The following is a 17,622-nucleotide window of genomic DNA, read 5'->3' as shown; positions in this document are numbered from 1 at the left end:
ATTGAGAGATGTCACGTCGTAAAAAGACCTTTAAAAGAGAAATCATTCCAGATCCGGTTTTCAAGGATCTAGTAATCGCTAAGTTCATCAATAAAATGATGATCCAAGGTAGAAAAGCAACTTCTCAAAAGTTGTTCTACGGTGCTTTGAAAGAGCTTGAAGGTAAAGTTCAAGGTGAAGAGCCATTGGCAGTCTTCAAAAAAGCTCTTGAGAACGTTAAGCCGTCTATCGAAGTTCGTTCCCGCCGTGTAGGTGGTGCGACTTACCAAGTTCCAGTAGATGTTCGTCCATCTCGTCGTTTGGCTTTGGCTATGCGTTGGTTGGTAGAATACTCTCGCGAGCGTGGTGAAAAAGACATGGCGAAGCGTTTGGCTGGTGAATTCTTGGACGCGTACAACAATAGAGGTAACTCTATTAAGAAGAAAGACGACGTTCACAGAATGGCTGAGTCTAACAAGGCATTCTCTCACTACAATTGGTAATCTGCTAAGATGTCAGCTAAAGATCCTAAAGTTGTAGCTGATCTCAAGTACACTCGTAATATCGGCATCATGGCTCACATTGATGCCGGTAAGACGACCACCACCGAACGTATTCTTTACTATACAGGTAAAAGTCATAAAATCGGCGAGGTCCATGATGGCGATGCTACCATGGACTGGATGGTTCAAGAGCAAGAGCGTGGTATCACTATCACATCTGCTGCGACCATGGCGTTCTGGAAAGATCACAGAATCAACATCATCGATACTCCGGGCCACGTTGACTTCACTATTGAAGTTGAACGGTCTTTGCGCGTTCTGGATGGTGCTATTGCTGTTTTCGATGGTGTGAACGGTGTTGAGCCTCAGTCTGAAACTGTCTGGAAGCAAGCTGACAAATATAAGGTTCCGCGCATTTGTTTTGTGAACAAAATGGACCGTGTTGGTGCGGACTTTGTTATGTCCTACGGGACGATCAAAGAAAAGCTCAATGCGAACCCAATCCCTGTGCAAGTTCCTATCGGAGTCGAGGACACCTTCCGTGGTGTTATTGATCTGTTGGAGAATCGTGCTTATATGTGGGATCAGTCCGGAATGGGTGACCATTTCGAAGTTACCGATGTTCCCAATGACATGAAAGAGGAAGTAAACCGCTTCCGTACTGAGGTCATTGAGAAGATCGTTGAATTTGAAGACGAACTTCTTGAGAAATATCTCAATGGAGAAGAAGTCACTGTGCCAGAGCTTAAACGTGCTTTGCGCAAAGGGACTCTTGAATTGAAAGCCTTCCCGGTATTCTGTGGGGCCGCTTTCAAGAATAAAGGTGTTCAGCCACTTCTTGATGGCGTGATAGATTATCTTCCGTCACCTTTGGAGGTTCCTGCGATCGTGGGTCATGACCCTGATCGTCCTGATAAAGAAATTATCTGTAAAACTGACTTTGAGGGTAATACGGCTGCATTGGCATTTAAGATCGCCAATGATCCGTTTGCCGGTACTTTGACTTATATCCGTGTTTATTCCGGTGAAGTAAAAGTCGGTGAGCAGCTTTTGAATCCTCGCACTCAAAAGAAAGAGCGCATTCAGAAGCTTGTTAAGATGCACGCAAATTCCCGCGAAGAGATCACGGGTCTTAAAGCAGGGGATATCGGTGCTGTGATTGGTCTTAAGTTCACTGGTACGGGAGACACTCTTTGTGAGAGTGCTCATCCTGTTGTGCTTGAGGCGATCACATTCCCAGAGCCGGTCATTTCTGTGGCGGTGGAGGCGAAATCCTCTGCGGATCAGGAAAAAATGTTGGCGGGCCTGGCAAAACTTGAAAAAGAAGATCCATCCTGTCGTTTGCGTACTGATCCGGAAACCGGGCAAATCCTGCTTTCTGGCATGGGTGAATTGCATTTGGAAATTCTCGTGGACCGGTTGCTTCGCGAACATAAGATTCAGGCCAATGTGGGTAACCCACAGGTTTCCTATCGCGAGACTATTACGGCTGCAGCCAAGGCTGATCACGTGTATGAGCGTGAAATCGCCGGTGAGGCGCATTTTGCGAAGGTTTCCTTGTCTTTGGAGCCTATTGCTCAGGCAGAGGGCATCCAGTTTGTTAGTAAGGTGGCTGTGTCTAAAGAGTTTACAGCCCCTATGTTGAAGGCGGTTGAGGCGGGCTTCCGTGAGGCGGCTGAGGTCGGTCCTTTGGCGAGCTGCTCTATGTTGGGTATTAAGGGCACTTTAACTTCTATTGAAGTGCGTCCTGAGGCTTCCAGTGAAATGGCCTTTAAAGCGGCGGCTTCCTTGGCGTTCCGGGATGCTGTAAGGGCAGCTTCTGTGGAGCTTATGGAGCCTATCTTTAAGCTAGAAGTGACATGTCCTGATGAGTTTGTGGGTAATATCGTTGGAGACCTCAATGCTCGTCGTGGAAAAATCCTCACGATGAATGTTAAACAGGGTGGCGGGCAGGTTATTTCTGCCGAGGCTCCTCTGGCGAGTCTGTTTGGTTATGCTACGGACGTCCGCAGTTTAAGTCAGGGTCGTGCTAGTTTTAGCATGGAATTCCTAGAGTACGCCGTGGTGCCTGCGAAGGTAAAAACGGAAATTCTACATAAAATGGGAAGATACTAAAAAAAGTAATATTTCCCTTTGACATTAGATTTCAAAGTGCGCATACTCGCGCACTCATAGCGTCTAAATCTACAAAAAACCCCCCGCGTTGAAGGCGATTCAGGCCGCAAGGGCTAATTCGGGGCAAGTTTTCGATGGGATAGGGACGTGAGTTGTTAACAATTTGCTAGTAAAAACGATACTTTATAAAAGAGAAGAGTGTCCATATGCAAAGTCAGAAGATTAGAATCAGATTGAAGGCATTCGATCATAAATTGCTTGATCAGTCGACGAAAGAAATCGTTGAGACTGCTCGTCGTACAGGCGCTAAAGTTGCGGGTCCAATTCCCTTGCCTACTCGCATCAATCGCTACACTGTATTGCGTTCTCCGCACGTAGATAAAAAATCTCGTGAACAGTTCGAGGTGAGAACTCATAAGCGTATGCTCGATATTTTAGAACCCACTCAACAAACAGTAGATCAACTTATGAAGTTGGATCTTTCTGCTGGTGTTGATGTTGAAATCAAACTTTCTGCGGTTTAGAGGTAAGACGTGAGCGAAACTACAGAAACTCAAAATACTGCAGGTCTAAAGTTGAACGGCCTGTTCGCGTTCAAAGAAGGTATGGCTACTATCTATAACGAGAACGGCGAAGCTGTTCCTGTTACAGTTCTTCGTTATGAGCCTTGGTTTGTTTCTCAAATCAAAACTAACGAAACAGATGGTTACGAAGCTCTTCAAGTAGCTTGTCATCCTAAAAAAGCTAAAAACTCCAACAAAGCTGAAAAAGGTCACCTTGAAAAAGCTGGCTTCGAGAATGGCGCTCAGTTCGTAAAAGAACTTCGTCAAGCTCTTCCTGAAGGTGCTGCTGTTGGTGCGCAAATCTCTATCGACAGCTTGGCTAAAGGTGACTTCGTAAAGATCACTTCCAAGTCTAAAGGTAAAGGTTTTGCGGGTTCCGTAAAACGTTGGGGCTTTGCGGGTGGTCCTGCATCCCACGGTTCTAAATTCCACCGTCGTCCGGGTTCTTCTGGTAACAGAACATGGCCAGGTCGTGTAATGCCGGGTAAGAAATTCCCAGGTCATTTGGGTGCTGAAACTGTCACTGTTAAGAACGTAGAAGTTGTTCAGATCATCGCTGAAGAAAACGTTCTGATGGTTAAAGGGCCAGTTCCAGGTGCTAGAAACACTTTGGTGAAGTTGGTGAGAGAATAGTATGGCTACAGTAAATGTATTAAACTGGAAAAAAGAAAAAGTTGGTTCCGTTGAATTGGCTGCTGACGTGTTCGAAACTCCTGTTAAAAAGGAAGTTCTTCACACAGTTGTTCAATGGCAATTGGCGGCTCGTCGTCAAGGCACTCACATGACTAAGACCAAAGGTCTTGTGTCTGGTGGTGGTAAGAAGCCGTTCAAACAAAAAGGTACTGGTGGAGCTCGTCAAGGTTCTAGCCGTTCTATCTTGATGCCTGGTGGTGGTACCGCTTTCGGTCCTCAGCCTCGCAGCTACGCTTTCGTATTGCCTAAGAAAGTTCGTCGTTTGGGTCTGAGCATGGCTCTTTCTCACCTTCAAAAAGAAGGTAAGTTGTTCGTTGTGGACAGCATGGCTTCTGAAGGTAAAACTGCTGAGCTTAACAAGCGTTTGAAAGCTTTCGGTTTGAAGAAAGCCGTATTGGTTGATTCTGCTGTTGATGAAAAATTCAGCCGCGCATCTAAAAACTTGCCGACATTCAAATACTTCCCAGTTGAAGGTTTGAACGTATTCGATTTGTTGAAATACGATGCAGCTATCATCACTAAAGAATCTGTGGCAAAAATCGTTGATCGTTGTTCATTGGAGAAGGCGTAATGAAACAAGTAATTAAAGCCCCTCTTGTTACAGAGAAAAATACATACCACAACGCAGCTGGCGTTTATGTTTTCGAAGTAGATATGAAATCTACGAAAACAGAAATCAAAGCTTCTGTTGAAAAGAACTTCAAAGTTAAAGTTGACAGCGTAAGAACAAGTGTCTGCCGCGGTCACTCTAAGCAAACTAAATTTGGTCTAACCAAGGTCCCTTACTGGAAAAAAGCTTACGTTAAGCTTGTTGAAGGTGAGAAGATCGCTCTATTTGAGGGAGTATAAAGATGGGTATTAAAACATTCGCCCCACGCTCTCATGGTCGCAGAGGAATGACTGGTTTCGATTTCAAAGAAATCACAAAGACAACTCCAGAGAAGTCTTTGCTTGCTCCTCTAAAAAAACAAGCTGCTCGTAACAATCACGGTCAAATCACGATCCGTCACCAAGGTGGTGGTCATAAGAGAAAATACCGTTTGGTTGACTTCAAACGCACTAAGCTTGACGTAGCAGCGAAAGTTGTTGCGATCGAGTACGATCCAAACAGAACTTGCCGTATTGCTCTTATTTCTTACATCGACGGTGCTAAGGCTTATATCCTTGCTCCAGTTGGTTTGAATGTTGGTGATACAGTTATTTCTTCTGATAAAGCCGACATCAAGCCAGGTAACTCCCTGACTTTGGGTGCTATCCCAGTTGGTACTGTTATTCACAACATCGAATTGCGTCCGGGCAAAGGTGGTCAAATCTGCCGTGGTGCTGGTGCAAGCGCGACTCTTGCTGGTAAAGGCGAAAAGTACTGCCAAGTACGTATGCCATCCGGTGAGTTGAAGCAGGTGTTGACAGTTTGCCGTGCTTCTATCGGTCAAGTTGGTAACACTGACAACGAAAACATCAACCTAGGTAAAGCTGGTCGCTCTCGTTGGAGAGGTATTCGTCCATCCGTTCGCGGTATGCATATGAATCCAGTTGATCACCCACTCGGTGGTGGTGAGGGCGTTGGTAAGGGTCATCACCCAGTAACTCCATGGGGTCAACCATGTAAGGGTTACAAAACTAGAAACAATAAGAGAACCAACTCTTCAATCATCAAGAGACGTAAGTAGGAGTAAAAGGTGGCACGCTCAATTAAAAAAGGTCCATTTGTCGATACTCATCTTCAAAAGAAGGTCGACCATGCGATCGAAAAGAATGATAAAAAAGTTATTAAAACTTGGTCTCGCCGCTCAACAATTCTTCCTGAGACTATTGGACTTACTTTCGCAGTTCACAATGGAAGAAAGTTCGTTCCTGTGTACATCACAGAGAACATGATTGGTCACAAACTCGGTGAGTTTGCTCCAACAAGAACTTTCCATGGTCACGCCGAGAAGAAGGCCGCAGCTCCTGGCGCGAAGAAGTAATAGAGGTTGATAATGGAAGTTAAAGCAAGCTTGAAATATGCAAGAGTTGGCGCTCAGAAAGCAAGATTGGTTGCTGACCTGGTTCGCGGTAAAGACGTGAATGAGGCTGTTAAAACCCTTACTTTCCTGAACAAAAAAACCGCAGGTATGGTAAAAAAGCTAATCGAATCAGCTGTTGCCAATGCTGAATACAAAAAGGTTATGGATGTAGACAGCCTTTATGTTAAAGCTATCTGGGTTGATCAAGGTCCAGTTCTTAAAAGATTCCGTCCTCGTGCACAAGGTCGCGCGTTCGGTGTTCGTAAGAAGACCAGCCACATTAACGTAGTACTCGAGGAGAAATAGTCGTGGGTCAGAAGGTTAATCCAATTGGTCTAAGAGTTGGTGTTATCAGAACTTGGGATTCTCGCTGGTATGCGAAGGGTCAACAATATTATGAAAATCTCCACGAAGACATCCGTTTGAGAAAGTTCCTTAAGGACAAGCTTAAACACGCGGGTGTTGCGAAAATTGAAATGGAACGTGCTGCGAAGAAGATCAAAATCATCATCTCCACAGCTCGTCCAGGTGTTGTAATTGGTAAAAAAGGTACTGGTATTGACGCTCTTAAAGCGGAAGTTCAAAAACTTACACCCAACGAAGTTTTCTTGAGCATCCAAGAAGTGCGTAAACCAGACCTCGATGCTCAGCTCGTTGCTGAGAGCATTGCTCAACAACTTGAGAAACGTATCTCTTGGAGAAGAGCTCTTAAAAAATCTATTGCAGCTGCGATCAAAGGCGGCGTGAGAGGTATCAAGATCCGTGTTTCCGGTCGTCTTGATGGTGCAGAGATTGCGCGTTCTGAGTGGTACAATGAGAAGAGTGTTCCTCTTCATACATTGCGCGCTGATATCGACTACGGTACAGCAGAAGCTCTAACAGCATATGGTATCATCGGCCTGAAAGTATGGATCTATAAAGGCGATATCTTATCTGCTCGCGAAGTTGAGGAGGCAGGTCGTGTTAAGTCCTAAAAGAGTAAAATGGCGTAAACAATTTGTAGGCCGCGCTACTGGTTTTGCAGTAAGAGGCGCTAACCTTGATTTCGGAGACTACGGTCTTCAGGCAATCGAGGAAGGTCGTCTGACTGCTCGTCAGTTGGAAGCTGGTCGTATCGCTATCTCCCGTTCTGTTAAGCGTGGTGGTAAAATCTGGTGCCGTGTGTTCCCAAACATCCCGGTAACAAAAAAGCCTGCTGAAACTCGTATGGGTAGCGGTAAAGGTAACCCTGAGCTATGGGTTGCTCGTGTTCTTCCTGGAAAAGTTCTTTTCGAAATGAACGGTGTGACTCGTGAGCAAGCTAAAGAAGCTTTCGAACGCGCAGCTCACAAACTTCCTTTCAAAACTCGTTTCTTGGTAAGGGAGTAGTTGTATGAAGTTCGTAGAGATTAAAGATCTTTCTGTAGCTGAATTGAAAAAGAAAAGAGCGGCTCTTTCTGAAGAGCTGTTCCAGGCGCGTATTAAGAATTCCATTGGGCAGCTTTCTAACCCAGTGCAAATCCGCGGTCTTCGCCGTGACATCGCTAAAATCAACACAGCGATCGTAAAAAAAGTGGCGAGATAGGGGTAGGACATGACTGAAACTAATTCTAGAGGACGTAAAATTGAAGTCGTAGGTGAAGTTATCAGTGACAAGATGGATAAAACTATCTCTGTCCTCATCTACCGCATGGTTAAGCACGCTAAATACGGTAAGTATGTTAAGAAGACATCTGTATTCAAGGCTCACGACGAAAAGAACCAAGCAAAAGTTGGTGACATCGTTAAGATCCGTGAAACTCGTCCTCTGAGCAAAACTAAACGTTGGGCTTTGGCTGAAGTCGTAGAAACGGCAAAGGCGTAGGAGACTGTTATGATTCAAATGCAAACTAGACTGAATGTAGCAGATAACTCCGGCGCAAAAGAAGTTATGTGCGTTAAGGTTCTTGGTGGTTCTAAACGTCGTGTAGCATCCATTGGTGATGTTATCGTTGTTTCCATCAAAGAAGCTCTGCCAAATGCAAAAGTAAAAAAAGGTGACGTAGCTAAAGCTGTTGTTGTTAGAACTGTTGCTAAACTTCGTCGTCCAGACGGATCTTACATCCGTTTCGATGATAACTCTGCAGTTTTGATCAATGCTTCTAAAGAACCAATTGGAACACGTATCTTTGGCCCAGTAGCCAGAGAATTGAGAGCTAAGTCTTTCGTTAAGATTGTTTCTTTGGCTCCGGAAGTTCTATAAGGGGTGATGAGATGAATCGCTTACATACAAGATATAATAAAGAGATCGCTCCCGCTCTTCAGAAACAACTGGGAGTTAAAAACGTGATGCAAGTTCCTCGCTTGGAGAAAATCACTCTTAGCGTGTGCTTGAGCGAAGCTGTTCAGAATCCAAAAATCTTGAACACTGTGGTTGATGAAATCACAGCGATCACTGGACAAAAAGCTGTTATCACTAAAGCGAAGAAAGCTATTTCCAACTTCAAATTGCGCGCTGGCATCCCATTGGGTGTTCGTGTGACTTTGAGAAGAGAGAAAATGTGGTCTTTCATGGATCGTTTGAACACGTTGGCACTACCTCGCGTACGTGACTTCCGTGGTTTGCCTAATAAAGGTTTCGACGGCCGTGGTAACTACAATATGGGCTTGAAAGAGCAGATCGTGTTCCCTGAGATCAACTACGATAAAGTTGATAAAACTCGTGGTATGAATATCACTATCTGTACAACTGCGAAGAACGATACTGAAGGCAGAGCGTTGCTTGAAGCGCTTGGCATGCCTTTCAGAAAATAAGAGGTGTCACTTGGCTCGTAAAGCAAGCATTGAAAAAAACAATAAAAGAAAAGCTCTTGCTGCTAAGTATGGTCAATACAGAGCAGAATTGAGAGCTAAAACTGTTGATATGAAGCTTTCTGACGAAGAAAGAGCGGCTGCACGTAAAAAGTTGCAAGCTCTTCCTCGTGACACAAATCCAAACCGCACAATCACACGTTGTGAAATTTCTGGTCGCCCTCGTGGTAACTACAGAAAGTTCGGTTTGTCTCGTATTGCGTTCAGACAATTGGCCCTTGACGGTAAATTGCCTGGCGTAACGAAAGCCAGCTGGTAAGAGGTTCAGAATGGATACAATTTCTCAGTTCCTTACAATGATCAGAAACGCTGGAGCGGCGAAACACGAAAAAGTGGATATGCCTGCTTCCAAAGTGAGAGCTGGTATTGCTCAGATCTTGGTAAACGAAGGTTTCATCAGAAGCTTTAAGGTTGCTAAAGACAGCAAACAAGGCATCATGCGTGTTTATTTGAAGTATGACGAAGCTGGAGCTCACGCGATCAATAGCATTGACCGTGTAAGCCGTCCTGGCCGTCGCGTTTATGTTAAATCTGACAAGATTCCAACTGTTCGTTCTGGTATGGGCATGTCCATCATCAGCACAAGCAAAGGGATCATGAGCGGTAAGCAAGCTACAGAGCAAAAGCTTGGTGGCGAACTGCTTGCGACACTTTGGTAGGTGAATTATGTCTCGTATTGGAAAAGCACCCGTTGTTTTTGATAACACAGTACAAGTAAGCGTAACACCTGCTAACGAAGTTGTCGTTAAAGGTGCGAAAAGCTCACTTAAAATCGGTATGAAGCCAAATGTTTCCGCGAAAATCGATGGAAACAAAGTGGTTTTGACTCCGAATGATGACTCTAAAGAAAGCCGCGCAATGCACGGTCTTTACAGAGCTCTTATCCAGAACGCAGTAACTGGCGTTACTAAGGGCTTCACTAAAGGTTTGGAGCTTCAAGGGGTTGGATATCGTGCAAACGTAGCAGGTAAGAAGTTGGAGCTTTCTTTGGGCTTCTCTCACCCTGTTATCTTCGATATTCCAGAAGGTATTGAAATTAAAGTCGATAAGCAAACCAGCTTGACCATCACTGGTCCAAGTAAAGAGCTTGTTGGACAAGTAGCGGCTAAAATCCGTTCCTTCCGTCCACCAGAGCCATACCTGGGCAAGGGTGTTCGTTACACTGGTGAGCAAATCAGACGTAAAGCCGGTAAGTCAGCTGGTAAATAATTGAGGTAACGTATGAAACTTAAAATTAGCAAACATACAAGCGATAGAAAAGTAAATCGCCTCAAGAAGAAGATCAGAATCCGCAAGACTGTACAAGGTACTGCGGAGAGACCACGTCTTTGCGTATTCAGAAGCGGTAAGCACGTCTACGCTCAGATCATCAACGACGTTGATGGTAACACGTTGGTAGCTGTGTCTTCTTTGGGTAAAGAGGATAAGTCCGGTATCGAAATGGCGAAACTTGTTGGTATCGAAGCAGCTAAAGCAGCTACTGCGAAAAACATCAAGGACGTAGTTTTCGACAGAAACGGTTACCTCTATCATGGCCGTGTTAAATCTCTTGCAGATGGCGCTCGTGAGGGCGGCCTCAATTTCTAAGGAGTGATGTGTGGAGAAAGTTCAAGCTCAAGCAGCTGAATTAGAAGAGCGTGTAGTCGCGATCAACCGTGTAACAAAAGTTGTTAAGGGTGGTCGTCGCTTCTCTTTCGCAGCTCTAGTAGTTGTGGGTAACAAAGCTGGTGATGTTGGATTCGGTTCCGGCAAAGCTGGTGAGGTTCCAGAAGCAATCGGTAAAGCAAGCAGATCCGCTAAAAAATCTGCTAAATCTGTAGCTTTGAAGGAAGGTCGTACAATCCCTCACGAAGTTATCGGTAAATTTGGTGCTGCAAAGGTGATCATGAAGCCAGCAGCTCCTGGTACTGGTGTTATCGCGGGTGGTGCGGTTCGTGCCGTTCTTGAATCTGTAGGTGTAAAGGACATTCTTACTAAGTGTGTTGGTACTCGTAACCCACACAACGCTGTAAGAGCAACAATCGACGGCTTGAAGCAGTTGAAACAACAGCTTTAATTCGCGGACTGGTGGCAAAAATGGCTAAAACATTCGTAGTAACTTTGAAAAAATCAACTATCAAGTGCACTCAAGACCAAAAGGACGCGGTTCGCGTTCTTGGTCTTAAGAAACTTCACCAAACTGTTGAGGTGAAAGATTCTGCAGCAGCACGTGGTAATATCATGAAAGTACAACATCTTCTTGATGTTGTAGTTAAGTAAGGAGAAGCCATGAGCTTGCTTAAAACATTGGCACCTAAGGCAGGATCCAAGCACGCTCCAAAAAGAATCGGTCGTGGTATCGGTTCTGGTATGGGCGGCACTTCTACTAAAGGTCACAAAGGACAACTTGCTCGCACGGGCGGAACAGTGCGTCGTGGTTTCGAGGGTGGTCAAACACCTATGCACCGTCGCCTTCCTAAGTTCGGTTTCAGCAACGTAGCATTCGCAAATAACTTTGAGATTGTAAACGTTGGCCAACTTGCTAAATTTTCTGGAGAAGTCACTCCTGAATCTCTACACGCTGCTGGACTTATTTCCAAAGGCGCTGTTAAGATTTTGGGAAATGGCGAGCTTAAAACAGCTTTGACTGTGAAAGCTCACAAATTTTCAGAAAGCGCTAAGAAAGCTATTGAAGCTGCTGGCGGCAAAGTCGAGGTAATTAAGTAGTGTCTGCAATTGAGAGCATCGCAAAGAATTCTGATCTTCGTAAACGCATCTTGTTCACATTGGCTCTTTTGGCCATTTACAGAATTGGTGTACACGTTCCGACTCCTGGTGTGGACGGATCTGCGGTGCTCTCATTTTTCCAGGCGCAAAGTCGTGGGATTTTTGGGCTCTTTAATACCTTCACGGGTGGGGCCCTGTCTCAGTTCAGTATCTTTGCACTCGGTATCATGCCTTACATCTCCTCTTCCATTATCTTCCAACTTTTGACTTCTGCGGTTCCATACCTAGAGGCTCTTAAGAAAGAAGGGGAGCAAGGTCGTCGTAAAATCAACCAATACACTCGTTATGCGACTGTCGCTTTGGCAATTATCCAAGGTTACGGTATCAGCACATGGTTGATGAACTCCACAAGCCCTGATGGACATCCTTTGGTGATTGCTCCAACTGTGGCCTTCCTTCCGTTCCAGATCATGACTATCATCACCCTGACGGCAGGTACCTGCTTCATCATGTGGTTGGGTGAGCAGATCACAGAACGTGGTATCGGTAACGGTACATCTTTGATCATCTTCACAGGTATCGCTGCTGCGATCCCTGGTGGTGCTCAACAGCTTTGGGAGCTTGTTCGCACAGGCGAAATGCGTTTTGCATTGGCTCTATTGTTGGTGGCTTTCATGGTTGCGATCATCGCAGCTGTTATTTACATGGAAGTGGCTCAGCGTAGAATCACAGTTCAGTACTCTCAAAGACAGGGTGGTGGCGGTATGCAGTCTATGCAGACTCCGACATCTCATCTTCCTATTAAAATCAATATCTCCGGGGTTATCCCGCCAATCTTCGCCAGCTCCTTGTTGATGTTCCCTGCAACAATGGCTCAGTTTGTAGACACTCCATGGTTGAAGGCTTTGCAGGATTCTTTGAATCCGTCTGGAACAATCTTCAACATCATGTTTGTGGCATTGATCATCTTCTTCTCGTTCTTCTACACAGAGATCGTGTTCAATCCAAATGACGTCGCTGAGAACCTGAAGAAGTACGGTGGTTTTGTTCCTGGCGTTCGCGCTGGTAAGTCTACCGCTGACTATATTCAGAAGGTTCTTGAGCGTGTAAACGTTCTTGGTTGTATCTACCTTTGTACAATTTGTATTCTTCCGGGCATCATGGTGAATCAGTTCAACGTTCCGTTCCACTTTGGTGGTACAAGCTTGTTGATCTTGGTTGGTGTTGCTTTGGACACTGCTCAACAGATCCAGTCTCATATGATCACTCAGAAATATGAGGGCTTCCTAAAGGGAGCTAAGATCCGTAGCAGAAGGGTTCAGTTCTAATGAACTTGATCCTCTTTGGAGCCCCAGGGGCCGGTAAAGGTACTCAATCCGAACTTCTGATTAAACGTCAGGGCATGACACAAATCAGCACTGGCGACCTGTTCAGAGCTGCCATTAAAGGGCAGACTGATTTGGGTAAGAAAGCTCAGGAGTTCATGGATAAAGGGCAACTTGTGCCAGATAGCATTGTTATCGGCATGGTTGAAGAAGTGCTCCAAAAGGGTGTAAAAGACTTTATTTTAGATGGTTTCCCTAGAACTGTGGCGCAGGCTCAGGCTCTAGATGAATTACTTGTAAAAATGAACCTATCCATTGGTAAGGCTATTTTCCTGGAAGTTCCCATGAAAATCCTTATGGATAGGCTGACTGGAAGACGCGTATGTAAAAATTGCGGCGCTGTCTATCATGTAGTCAGTAAGCCCTCCCAAGTAGAGGGTAAATGTGATTTGTGTGGTGGTGAGGTCATTCAACGGAATGATGACAAGGCGGAGGTAATCGAGACCCGTCTTAAAACTTATGAAGAGTTCACAAGCCCCCTAAAAGAGTTTTATAAAAAATCAGGCAAATATATTGAAGTGGACGGAAATAGAGACACCGAGGAAGTCTATAAAGAGATCGAAAAAATAATAAAATAGGCTGCTGTATTATTTTTATCTCTAGACTTTAAGGGTTTTCGGTGTTAGCGTGCCGGACCGCATTCGTATTTTTGCTGGAATTTTCACTTTTTTAATGAAGTGAAAAAATAGCGTATGGGAAGACAGTATGAAAGTAAGACCATCAGTAAAAGCAATCTGTAATAAGTGTAAAGTTATTAAAAGAAAAGGCGTTATTCGCGTTATCTGCGAGAACCCTAAACATAAGCAAAGGCAGGGTTAATCATGGCACGTATTCTTGGTGTCGACTTACCTAGAAATAAGCGCGTTGAAATCGCGTTGACCTACATCTACGGCATTGGCCGCCCTCGTGCTGCCATGATCTGCAAGCAAGTTGGTATTCCTTCCGAACTAAGAACTGAAGGTTTGACTGATGAGCACATTGCTAAAATTCGTAGCATCGTTGAAGCTAACTTCAAAGTTGAAGGTGACTTGCGTCGTGAAATCGGCTTGTCCATCAAACGTTTGATGGATTTGAACTGCTTCCGTGGTATCCGCCATCGTAAAGGCTTGCCTGTTCGTGGTCAGAACACTCGTTCTAATGCACGCACTCGCAAAGGTCCTAAGAAGACGGTAGCTAACAAGAAAAAAGCCGTATAATTGAGGTCACGTAAATGAACACTGATAAAAAAGCTGTTGCTAAGAAAAAAGTAAAAAGAAACGTTCCTCAAGGGAACTGCTATATCCAAGCTGGGTTCGGTAACGTTATCGTAACGATGACAGATCCAACCGGAGCTACTGTGGCTTGGTCCTCTGCAGGCCACCTCGGTTTCAAAGGAAGCCGTAAAGGTACTCCATACGCAGCTCAGTCCGCGGCAGAAGACGCTGCTAAGAAGGCTATGGAAGCAGGTATGAAATCTGTGGACGTTTACTTGAAAGGTCCAGGCGCTGGTCGTGAGCCTGCAATTCGTGCATTGGCTGCTACAGGAATGAGAGTTTTGTCTCTTAAAGACGTGACTCCAGTTCCTCATAACGGTTGCCGTCCACCTAAGCGTAGAAGAATTTAATAGGAGTATATCGTGAGCTGCATTAACGAAAGCGTTTGTAAGCTTTGCCGTCGCGAAAACGTGAAACTTTTCTTGAAAGGTGACCGTTGTTACACTGATAAGTGTTCCTTCGAAAGAAGACCTTATCCGCCAGGACAACATGGCCAATCTCGTTTGAAGTTCTCTGAATTTGCGCTTCAATTGCGTGAGAAACAAAAAGCTAAGAGATACTACGGTGTTTCTGAGAAACAATTTGTAAAATATGTTGGAGAAGCCAACCGTTCAAAAGAATTGACTGGTCATGCGCTTCTTAAGTTCCTTGAGACTCGTCTTGATAACGTTGTGTACACTTTGGGGTACGCAAATTCACGTCGCGAAGCAAGACAGCTTGTTAAGCACAACCATTTCCTGTTGAATGGTAAAAGAGCTAACATTCCAAGCATTCTTGTGAATAAAGGCGACGTTATTCAAGTTGCTGAATCAAGCCGCGAAATGGCTAAGATCCAGTCTGCTATCCAAGCGGTGGCTAGACGCTCTGTGCCAGCATGGCTTGAAGCCGATCATGCGAAGTTCACTGGAACTGTTAAAGATCTTCCTAATCGTGAAGACGTAGCAGTTGCTGTTGAAGAAAACATGATCGTTGAATACTACTCAAGATAATTTTACCTCTCGGGGGAGCTATGCAAGAGCATTATTATAAGTTTTGGAGAGAAATGATCAAACCAAAGGGATTTGAGGTTGATCGTGATTCTCTTCGTGATGACTACGCTAAATTCATTATCCGTCCCCTCGAAAGAGGCTTTGGGGTTACCTTGGGTAACTCCCTAAGAAGAATTCTTCTTAGCTCCATGATGGGTTCTGCAATTACAGCTGTTAAGTTCGAAGGCGTATTGCACGAGTTCACTACGATCCCAGATGTTCTTGAGGACGTCACTGACATCATCTTGAACCTCAAAGAAGTGCGCTTTAAACAATATACTGCAGATTCTTTGACTCTGAAGATCTCCAAAAAAGGTCCAGGTAAAGTAACTGCAGCTGATATCCAAACTAGCGATAAGATCGAAGTTTTGAACCCAGATCTTCCAATTGCTACTTTGGGCGCGAATGCAAACTTCAATGCAGAAATCGTTGTTAGTTTCGGTCGTGGCTATGTTCCAGTAGAGAACAGAGAAACAGACCTTCCAGTTGGCTTTATCGGCGTTGACGCTCTTTACAGCCCAATTAGAAAAGTAAACTACAACGTGTCCAATGCGCGTGTTGGTCAAAGAACTGACTACGATGCATTGACGCTTGAAGTTTGGACTGATGGTTCTTTGAAACCTGAAGAGGCAGTAGCTCTTTCATCTAAAATCATGAAAGAACAACTGCAAATCTTCCTTACTTTCGACGAGACTATGGAGCCTGCAGAAGAAGCACGCGAAATGGGTTCTCCAACACTGAACGAGAACTTGTTCCGTTCTGTTGATGACCTTGAGCTGTCTGTTCGTTCTGCAAACTGCTTGAAAAACGCTAACATCCGTTACATCGGCGAGTTGGTTGTTCGTTCTGAAGCAGAAATGCTTAAGACCAAAAACTTTGGTCGTAAGTCATTGAACGAGATCAAAGAGATCTTGGGCGAAATGGGTCTTGGTTTGGGTATGAAGATCGAAGGCTGGCCTCCAGCTGGTTGGGACCCAAGTCAACCTCCTCAAAAGAGAGAGACTCAACAATAAAGAAAACGGTACCATGAATGGTGCTTGAACACGCGGCCCTGCGGGGCTGCGAGGGCACGGAGCCCTGAAAAGTAACACTCGACCAAATTAACAAAGAGTGTTCTATCGTGTTGATACCTGATACGGTCAGCACGTTTAAACCGGAGAATAAAATGAGTTCACACAGAAGAAGAGTTAAACATTTTGATCGTAAATCTGGCCCAAGAAAAGCTTTGTTGAGAGGTCTTGTGACTTCTTTGATCGAGCACGGCCGTATCACTACAACTGTTGACCGTGCTAAAGAAGTACGTCGTCACGTTGAAAAGGCGATCACACTTGGTAAAAAAGGTGACTTGGCTGCAACTCGTTTGTTGCTTTCTCGTTTCCCTAACAAAGAAGCAGTTGCGACTATCGTAAAAGATTTGTCTCCACGTTTCAAAACACGTCCAGGTGGTTACACTCGTATCATCAAAATCGGTCGTCGCCCTGGTGACACTGCTGAGATGGCGTTCCTTGAGTTCGTAGACTACGATTTCGAAGCTAAAACTGCGAAAACTGAAGAAGCAGCTCCGAAAGCGAAAAAAGCTGATGCTAAAACTGCGGCAAAACCAGCAGCTAAAGCAAAAAAAGCTTCTACTAAGCTTGTAGCAGCTAAGAAAAAAGCTGTTAAAAAGACTCAAAAGAAAGCAAGAGCAGCAGCTCGCGCTTAATTGAGACTCAAAGATACATCTTCAAAAGAAGGCTCAAGGAAACTTGGGCCTTTTTTATTTTCTGATAGCTATCATCGTCGGCCGCAATTTTCGACCAAGCCTGAAGCCTAAAGCGCTCTCTTTCCTTCCGATGAACGTCACAAATTTATCTTGTGGGCCATAATACTAAAAGTAGACGGAGCCCACGCAGGGCTTCCCCGGATTGCGTCTTGCCAACGGGGACGGGGGCTTCTATTTTGAAGTTGTTCTTGCCCATGTGTCGGAGGTTCTTATGAAACAACATCTAAAAGCATTTGTTATTGTCGCCGTTTTAGCGATGGCCGGACTGTGGGCGTATACCACCTACTTTGCCAACAAGCTGAACCAGGCGCCCTCTGATTATTCAACCATCGAGGCGATGGAAAAAGAGGGTGTCGCGAGCTTCGCGATGAAGAACCTGGATGGTCAAGAGTTCCAGCTTCAGGACTATAAAGGCAAAGTGGTCATTCTGAACTTCTGGGCTTCTTGGTGTGGACCTTGTATCGAGGAAGTCCCTTCATTGATCAAGCTGGTAAAGGAGTTCAAAGGCAACGTGCAGTTGATCGCGATTTCAGGTGACAGCAGTCGTGAGGATATCGACGTCTTTATGAAGTCTTTCCCGGAAATGAAAGGCGAGAATATTCATATCGTCTTTGACGAAGACCGATCATTGATGAAGAAGTTCCAAGTCGCAAGATTGCCAGAGTCCCTGGTGTTAGGAACGGATCATAAGCTGGTAAAAAAAGTTGTGGGATCTATTGAGTGGTATAACAAGGATTCGGTGGCCTACATCGAGTCCCTGCTAAAGAAGCAGGAGTAACCCCAGTAAAAGCATAAAACGG

At 44.9% G+C, this 17,622-nt stretch carries 31 protein-coding genes; all 31 read left to right on the top strand.

Features of this window, described 5'->3' with window-relative positions; genetic code table 11:
- Window positions 1–8 precede the first annotated feature (8 nt).
- The 31 genes from rpsG to ACZ5ZV_RS15815 all read left to right on the top strand — a co-directional run bounded on the left by rpsG (window position 9) and on the right by ACZ5ZV_RS15815 (window position 17,600).
- Window positions 9–482: a 30S ribosomal protein S7 gene (gene rpsG / locus ACZ5ZV_RS15965; protein ID WP_464118166.1), complete on the top strand. Its 474-nt coding sequence runs from the start codon at window positions 9–11 to the stop codon at window positions 480–482.
- 9 nt (window positions 483–491) lie between these two features.
- On the top strand, window positions 492–2,597 hold the full coding sequence (gene fusA / locus ACZ5ZV_RS15960) for an elongation factor G (protein WP_464118165.1): 2,106 nt from the start codon (window positions 492–494) through the stop codon (window positions 2,595–2,597).
- Window positions 2,598–2,803: 206 nt separating this feature from the next.
- A complete protein-coding gene (gene rpsJ, locus ACZ5ZV_RS15955) occupies window positions 2,804–3,121 on the top strand; it encodes a 30S ribosomal protein S10 (protein ID WP_011165353.1) in 318 nt (105 codons plus the stop codon).
- 9 nt (window positions 3,122–3,130) lie between these two features.
- A complete protein-coding gene (rplC, locus tag ACZ5ZV_RS15950) occupies window positions 3,131–3,793 on the top strand; it encodes a 50S ribosomal protein L3 (protein ID WP_464118164.1) in 663 nt (220 codons plus the stop codon).
- Between the two features lies 1 nt (window position 3,794).
- Window positions 3,795–4,424: a 50S ribosomal protein L4 gene (gene rplD / locus ACZ5ZV_RS15945; protein WP_464118163.1), complete on the top strand. Its 630-nt coding sequence runs from the start codon at window positions 3,795–3,797 to the stop codon at window positions 4,422–4,424.
- Window positions 4,424–4,702, top strand: a complete 279-nt coding sequence (rplW, locus tag ACZ5ZV_RS15940; protein WP_347358360.1) for a 50S ribosomal protein L23 — start codon at window positions 4,424–4,426, stop codon at window positions 4,700–4,702. The genes rplD and rplW overlap by 1 nt, the downstream gene beginning before the upstream one ends.
- A 2-nt stretch (window positions 4,703–4,704) precedes the next feature.
- Window positions 4,705–5,523 (top strand): 50S ribosomal protein L2, encoded by an 819-nt coding sequence (rplB, locus tag ACZ5ZV_RS15935; RefSeq protein WP_262553302.1) that lies wholly within the window; start codon window positions 4,705–4,707, stop codon window positions 5,521–5,523.
- 9 nt (window positions 5,524–5,532) lie between these two features.
- A complete protein-coding gene (gene rpsS, locus ACZ5ZV_RS15930; protein WP_464118162.1) occupies window positions 5,533–5,820 on the top strand; it encodes a 30S ribosomal protein S19 in 288 nt (95 codons plus the stop codon).
- A gap of 12 nt (window positions 5,821–5,832) precedes the next feature.
- Entirely contained in the window at window positions 5,833–6,165 is a 333-nt protein-coding gene (rplV, locus tag ACZ5ZV_RS15925; protein ID WP_011165347.1) for a 50S ribosomal protein L22, read from the top strand.
- A gap of 2 nt (window positions 6,166–6,167) precedes the next feature.
- Window positions 6,168–6,833 (top strand): 30S ribosomal protein S3, encoded by a 666-nt coding sequence (gene rpsC, locus ACZ5ZV_RS15920; protein ID WP_262553304.1) that lies wholly within the window; start codon window positions 6,168–6,170, stop codon window positions 6,831–6,833.
- Window positions 6,820–7,227: a 50S ribosomal protein L16 gene (gene rplP / locus ACZ5ZV_RS15915; protein ID WP_041577922.1), complete on the top strand. Its 408-nt coding sequence runs from the start codon at window positions 6,820–6,822 to the stop codon at window positions 7,225–7,227. The genes rpsC and rplP overlap by 14 nt, the downstream gene beginning before the upstream one ends.
- A 4-nt stretch (window positions 7,228–7,231) precedes the next feature.
- Complete coding sequence (gene rpmC / locus ACZ5ZV_RS15910) at window positions 7,232–7,423, top strand: 50S ribosomal protein L29 (RefSeq protein WP_011165344.1); 192 nt, start codon at window positions 7,232–7,234, stop codon at window positions 7,421–7,423.
- A gap of 9 nt (window positions 7,424–7,432) precedes the next feature.
- Window positions 7,433–7,702, top strand: a complete 270-nt coding sequence (gene rpsQ, locus ACZ5ZV_RS15905) for a 30S ribosomal protein S17 (RefSeq protein WP_041577921.1) — start codon at window positions 7,433–7,435, stop codon at window positions 7,700–7,702.
- A 9-nt stretch (window positions 7,703–7,711) separates the two neighbouring features.
- Window positions 7,712–8,080, top strand: a complete 369-nt coding sequence (rplN, locus tag ACZ5ZV_RS15900; RefSeq protein WP_011165342.1) for a 50S ribosomal protein L14 — start codon at window positions 7,712–7,714, stop codon at window positions 8,078–8,080.
- Window positions 8,081–8,091: 11 nt separating this feature from the next.
- Window positions 8,092–8,631 carry a 50S ribosomal protein L5 gene (gene rplE, locus ACZ5ZV_RS15895; RefSeq protein ID WP_464118161.1) on the top strand — a complete coding sequence of 180 codons (540 nt, stop codon included), beginning with the start codon at window positions 8,092–8,094 and terminating at the stop codon, window positions 8,629–8,631.
- A gap of 10 nt (window positions 8,632–8,641) precedes the next feature.
- Entirely contained in the window at window positions 8,642–8,947 is a 306-nt protein-coding gene (gene rpsN / locus ACZ5ZV_RS15890) for a 30S ribosomal protein S14 (RefSeq protein ID WP_464118160.1), read from the top strand.
- A 10-nt stretch (window positions 8,948–8,957) separates the two neighbouring features.
- Window positions 8,958–9,347 (top strand): 30S ribosomal protein S8, encoded by a 390-nt coding sequence (gene rpsH, locus ACZ5ZV_RS15885; RefSeq protein WP_464118159.1) that lies wholly within the window; start codon window positions 8,958–8,960, stop codon window positions 9,345–9,347.
- A 7-nt stretch (window positions 9,348–9,354) separates the two neighbouring features.
- Complete coding sequence (gene rplF, locus ACZ5ZV_RS15880) at window positions 9,355–9,897, top strand: 50S ribosomal protein L6 (protein WP_464118158.1); 543 nt, start codon at window positions 9,355–9,357, stop codon at window positions 9,895–9,897.
- 12 nt (window positions 9,898–9,909) lie between these two features.
- A complete protein-coding gene (gene rplR / locus ACZ5ZV_RS15875; RefSeq protein WP_262553310.1) occupies window positions 9,910–10,275 on the top strand; it encodes a 50S ribosomal protein L18 in 366 nt (121 codons plus the stop codon).
- 10 nt (window positions 10,276–10,285) lie between these two features.
- Window positions 10,286–10,744, top strand: a complete 459-nt coding sequence (rpsE, locus tag ACZ5ZV_RS15870) for a 30S ribosomal protein S5 (protein WP_011165337.1) — start codon at window positions 10,286–10,288, stop codon at window positions 10,742–10,744.
- A 20-nt stretch (window positions 10,745–10,764) separates the two neighbouring features.
- Window positions 10,765–10,947: a 50S ribosomal protein L30 gene (gene rpmD, locus ACZ5ZV_RS15865; protein ID WP_347358350.1), complete on the top strand. Its 183-nt coding sequence runs from the start codon at window positions 10,765–10,767 to the stop codon at window positions 10,945–10,947.
- A gap of 9 nt (window positions 10,948–10,956) precedes the next feature.
- Entirely contained in the window at window positions 10,957–11,394 is a 438-nt protein-coding gene (gene rplO, locus ACZ5ZV_RS15860; protein WP_088564474.1) for a 50S ribosomal protein L15, read from the top strand.
- Window positions 11,394–12,722: a preprotein translocase subunit SecY gene (secY, locus tag ACZ5ZV_RS15855; protein WP_464118157.1), complete on the top strand. Its 1,329-nt coding sequence runs from the start codon at window positions 11,394–11,396 to the stop codon at window positions 12,720–12,722. The genes rplO and secY overlap by 1 nt, the downstream gene beginning before the upstream one ends.
- On the top strand, window positions 12,722–13,357 hold the full coding sequence (locus ACZ5ZV_RS15850) for an adenylate kinase (RefSeq protein WP_464118156.1): 636 nt from the start codon (window positions 12,722–12,724) through the stop codon (window positions 13,355–13,357). Before secY ends, ACZ5ZV_RS15850 begins: the two co-directional genes overlap by 1 nt.
- 127 nt (window positions 13,358–13,484) lie before the next feature.
- Window positions 13,485–13,598: a 50S ribosomal protein L36 gene (gene rpmJ / locus ACZ5ZV_RS15845; RefSeq protein ID WP_011165332.1), complete on the top strand. Its 114-nt coding sequence runs from the start codon at window positions 13,485–13,487 to the stop codon at window positions 13,596–13,598.
- Between the two features lie 2 nt (window positions 13,599–13,600).
- The gene (rpsM, locus tag ACZ5ZV_RS15840; RefSeq protein ID WP_464118155.1) at window positions 13,601–13,975 is read left to right on the top strand and encodes a 30S ribosomal protein S13; all 375 of its coding nucleotides are present in this window, start codon (window positions 13,601–13,603) and stop codon (window positions 13,973–13,975) included.
- A 14-nt stretch (window positions 13,976–13,989) separates the two neighbouring features.
- Complete coding sequence (rpsK, locus tag ACZ5ZV_RS15835; protein WP_464118154.1) at window positions 13,990–14,382, top strand: 30S ribosomal protein S11; 393 nt, start codon at window positions 13,990–13,992, stop codon at window positions 14,380–14,382.
- A gap of 12 nt (window positions 14,383–14,394) precedes the next feature.
- Complete coding sequence (rpsD, locus tag ACZ5ZV_RS15830) at window positions 14,395–15,021, top strand: 30S ribosomal protein S4 (RefSeq protein ID WP_464118153.1); 627 nt, start codon at window positions 14,395–14,397, stop codon at window positions 15,019–15,021.
- Window positions 15,022–15,041: 20 nt separating this feature from the next.
- Complete coding sequence (locus ACZ5ZV_RS15825) at window positions 15,042–16,073, top strand: DNA-directed RNA polymerase subunit alpha (RefSeq protein ID WP_347358345.1); 1,032 nt, start codon at window positions 15,042–15,044, stop codon at window positions 16,071–16,073.
- A gap of 107 nt (window positions 16,074–16,180) precedes the next feature.
- Window positions 16,181–16,762, top strand: coding sequence for a 50S ribosomal protein L17 (gene rplQ / locus ACZ5ZV_RS15820; RefSeq protein WP_464118152.1), 582 nt, complete (start codon window positions 16,181–16,183; stop codon window positions 16,760–16,762).
- A gap of 271 nt (window positions 16,763–17,033) precedes the next feature.
- Window positions 17,034–17,600: a TlpA disulfide reductase family protein gene (locus tag ACZ5ZV_RS15815; RefSeq protein ID WP_464118151.1), complete on the top strand. Its 567-nt coding sequence runs from the start codon at window positions 17,034–17,036 to the stop codon at window positions 17,598–17,600.
- Window positions 17,601–17,622: the final 22 nt, after the last annotated feature.

Source organism: Bdellovibrio sp. HAGR004, from assembly GCF_055397015.1.
This window is presented reverse-complemented; position numbering and strand designations above follow the sequence as displayed.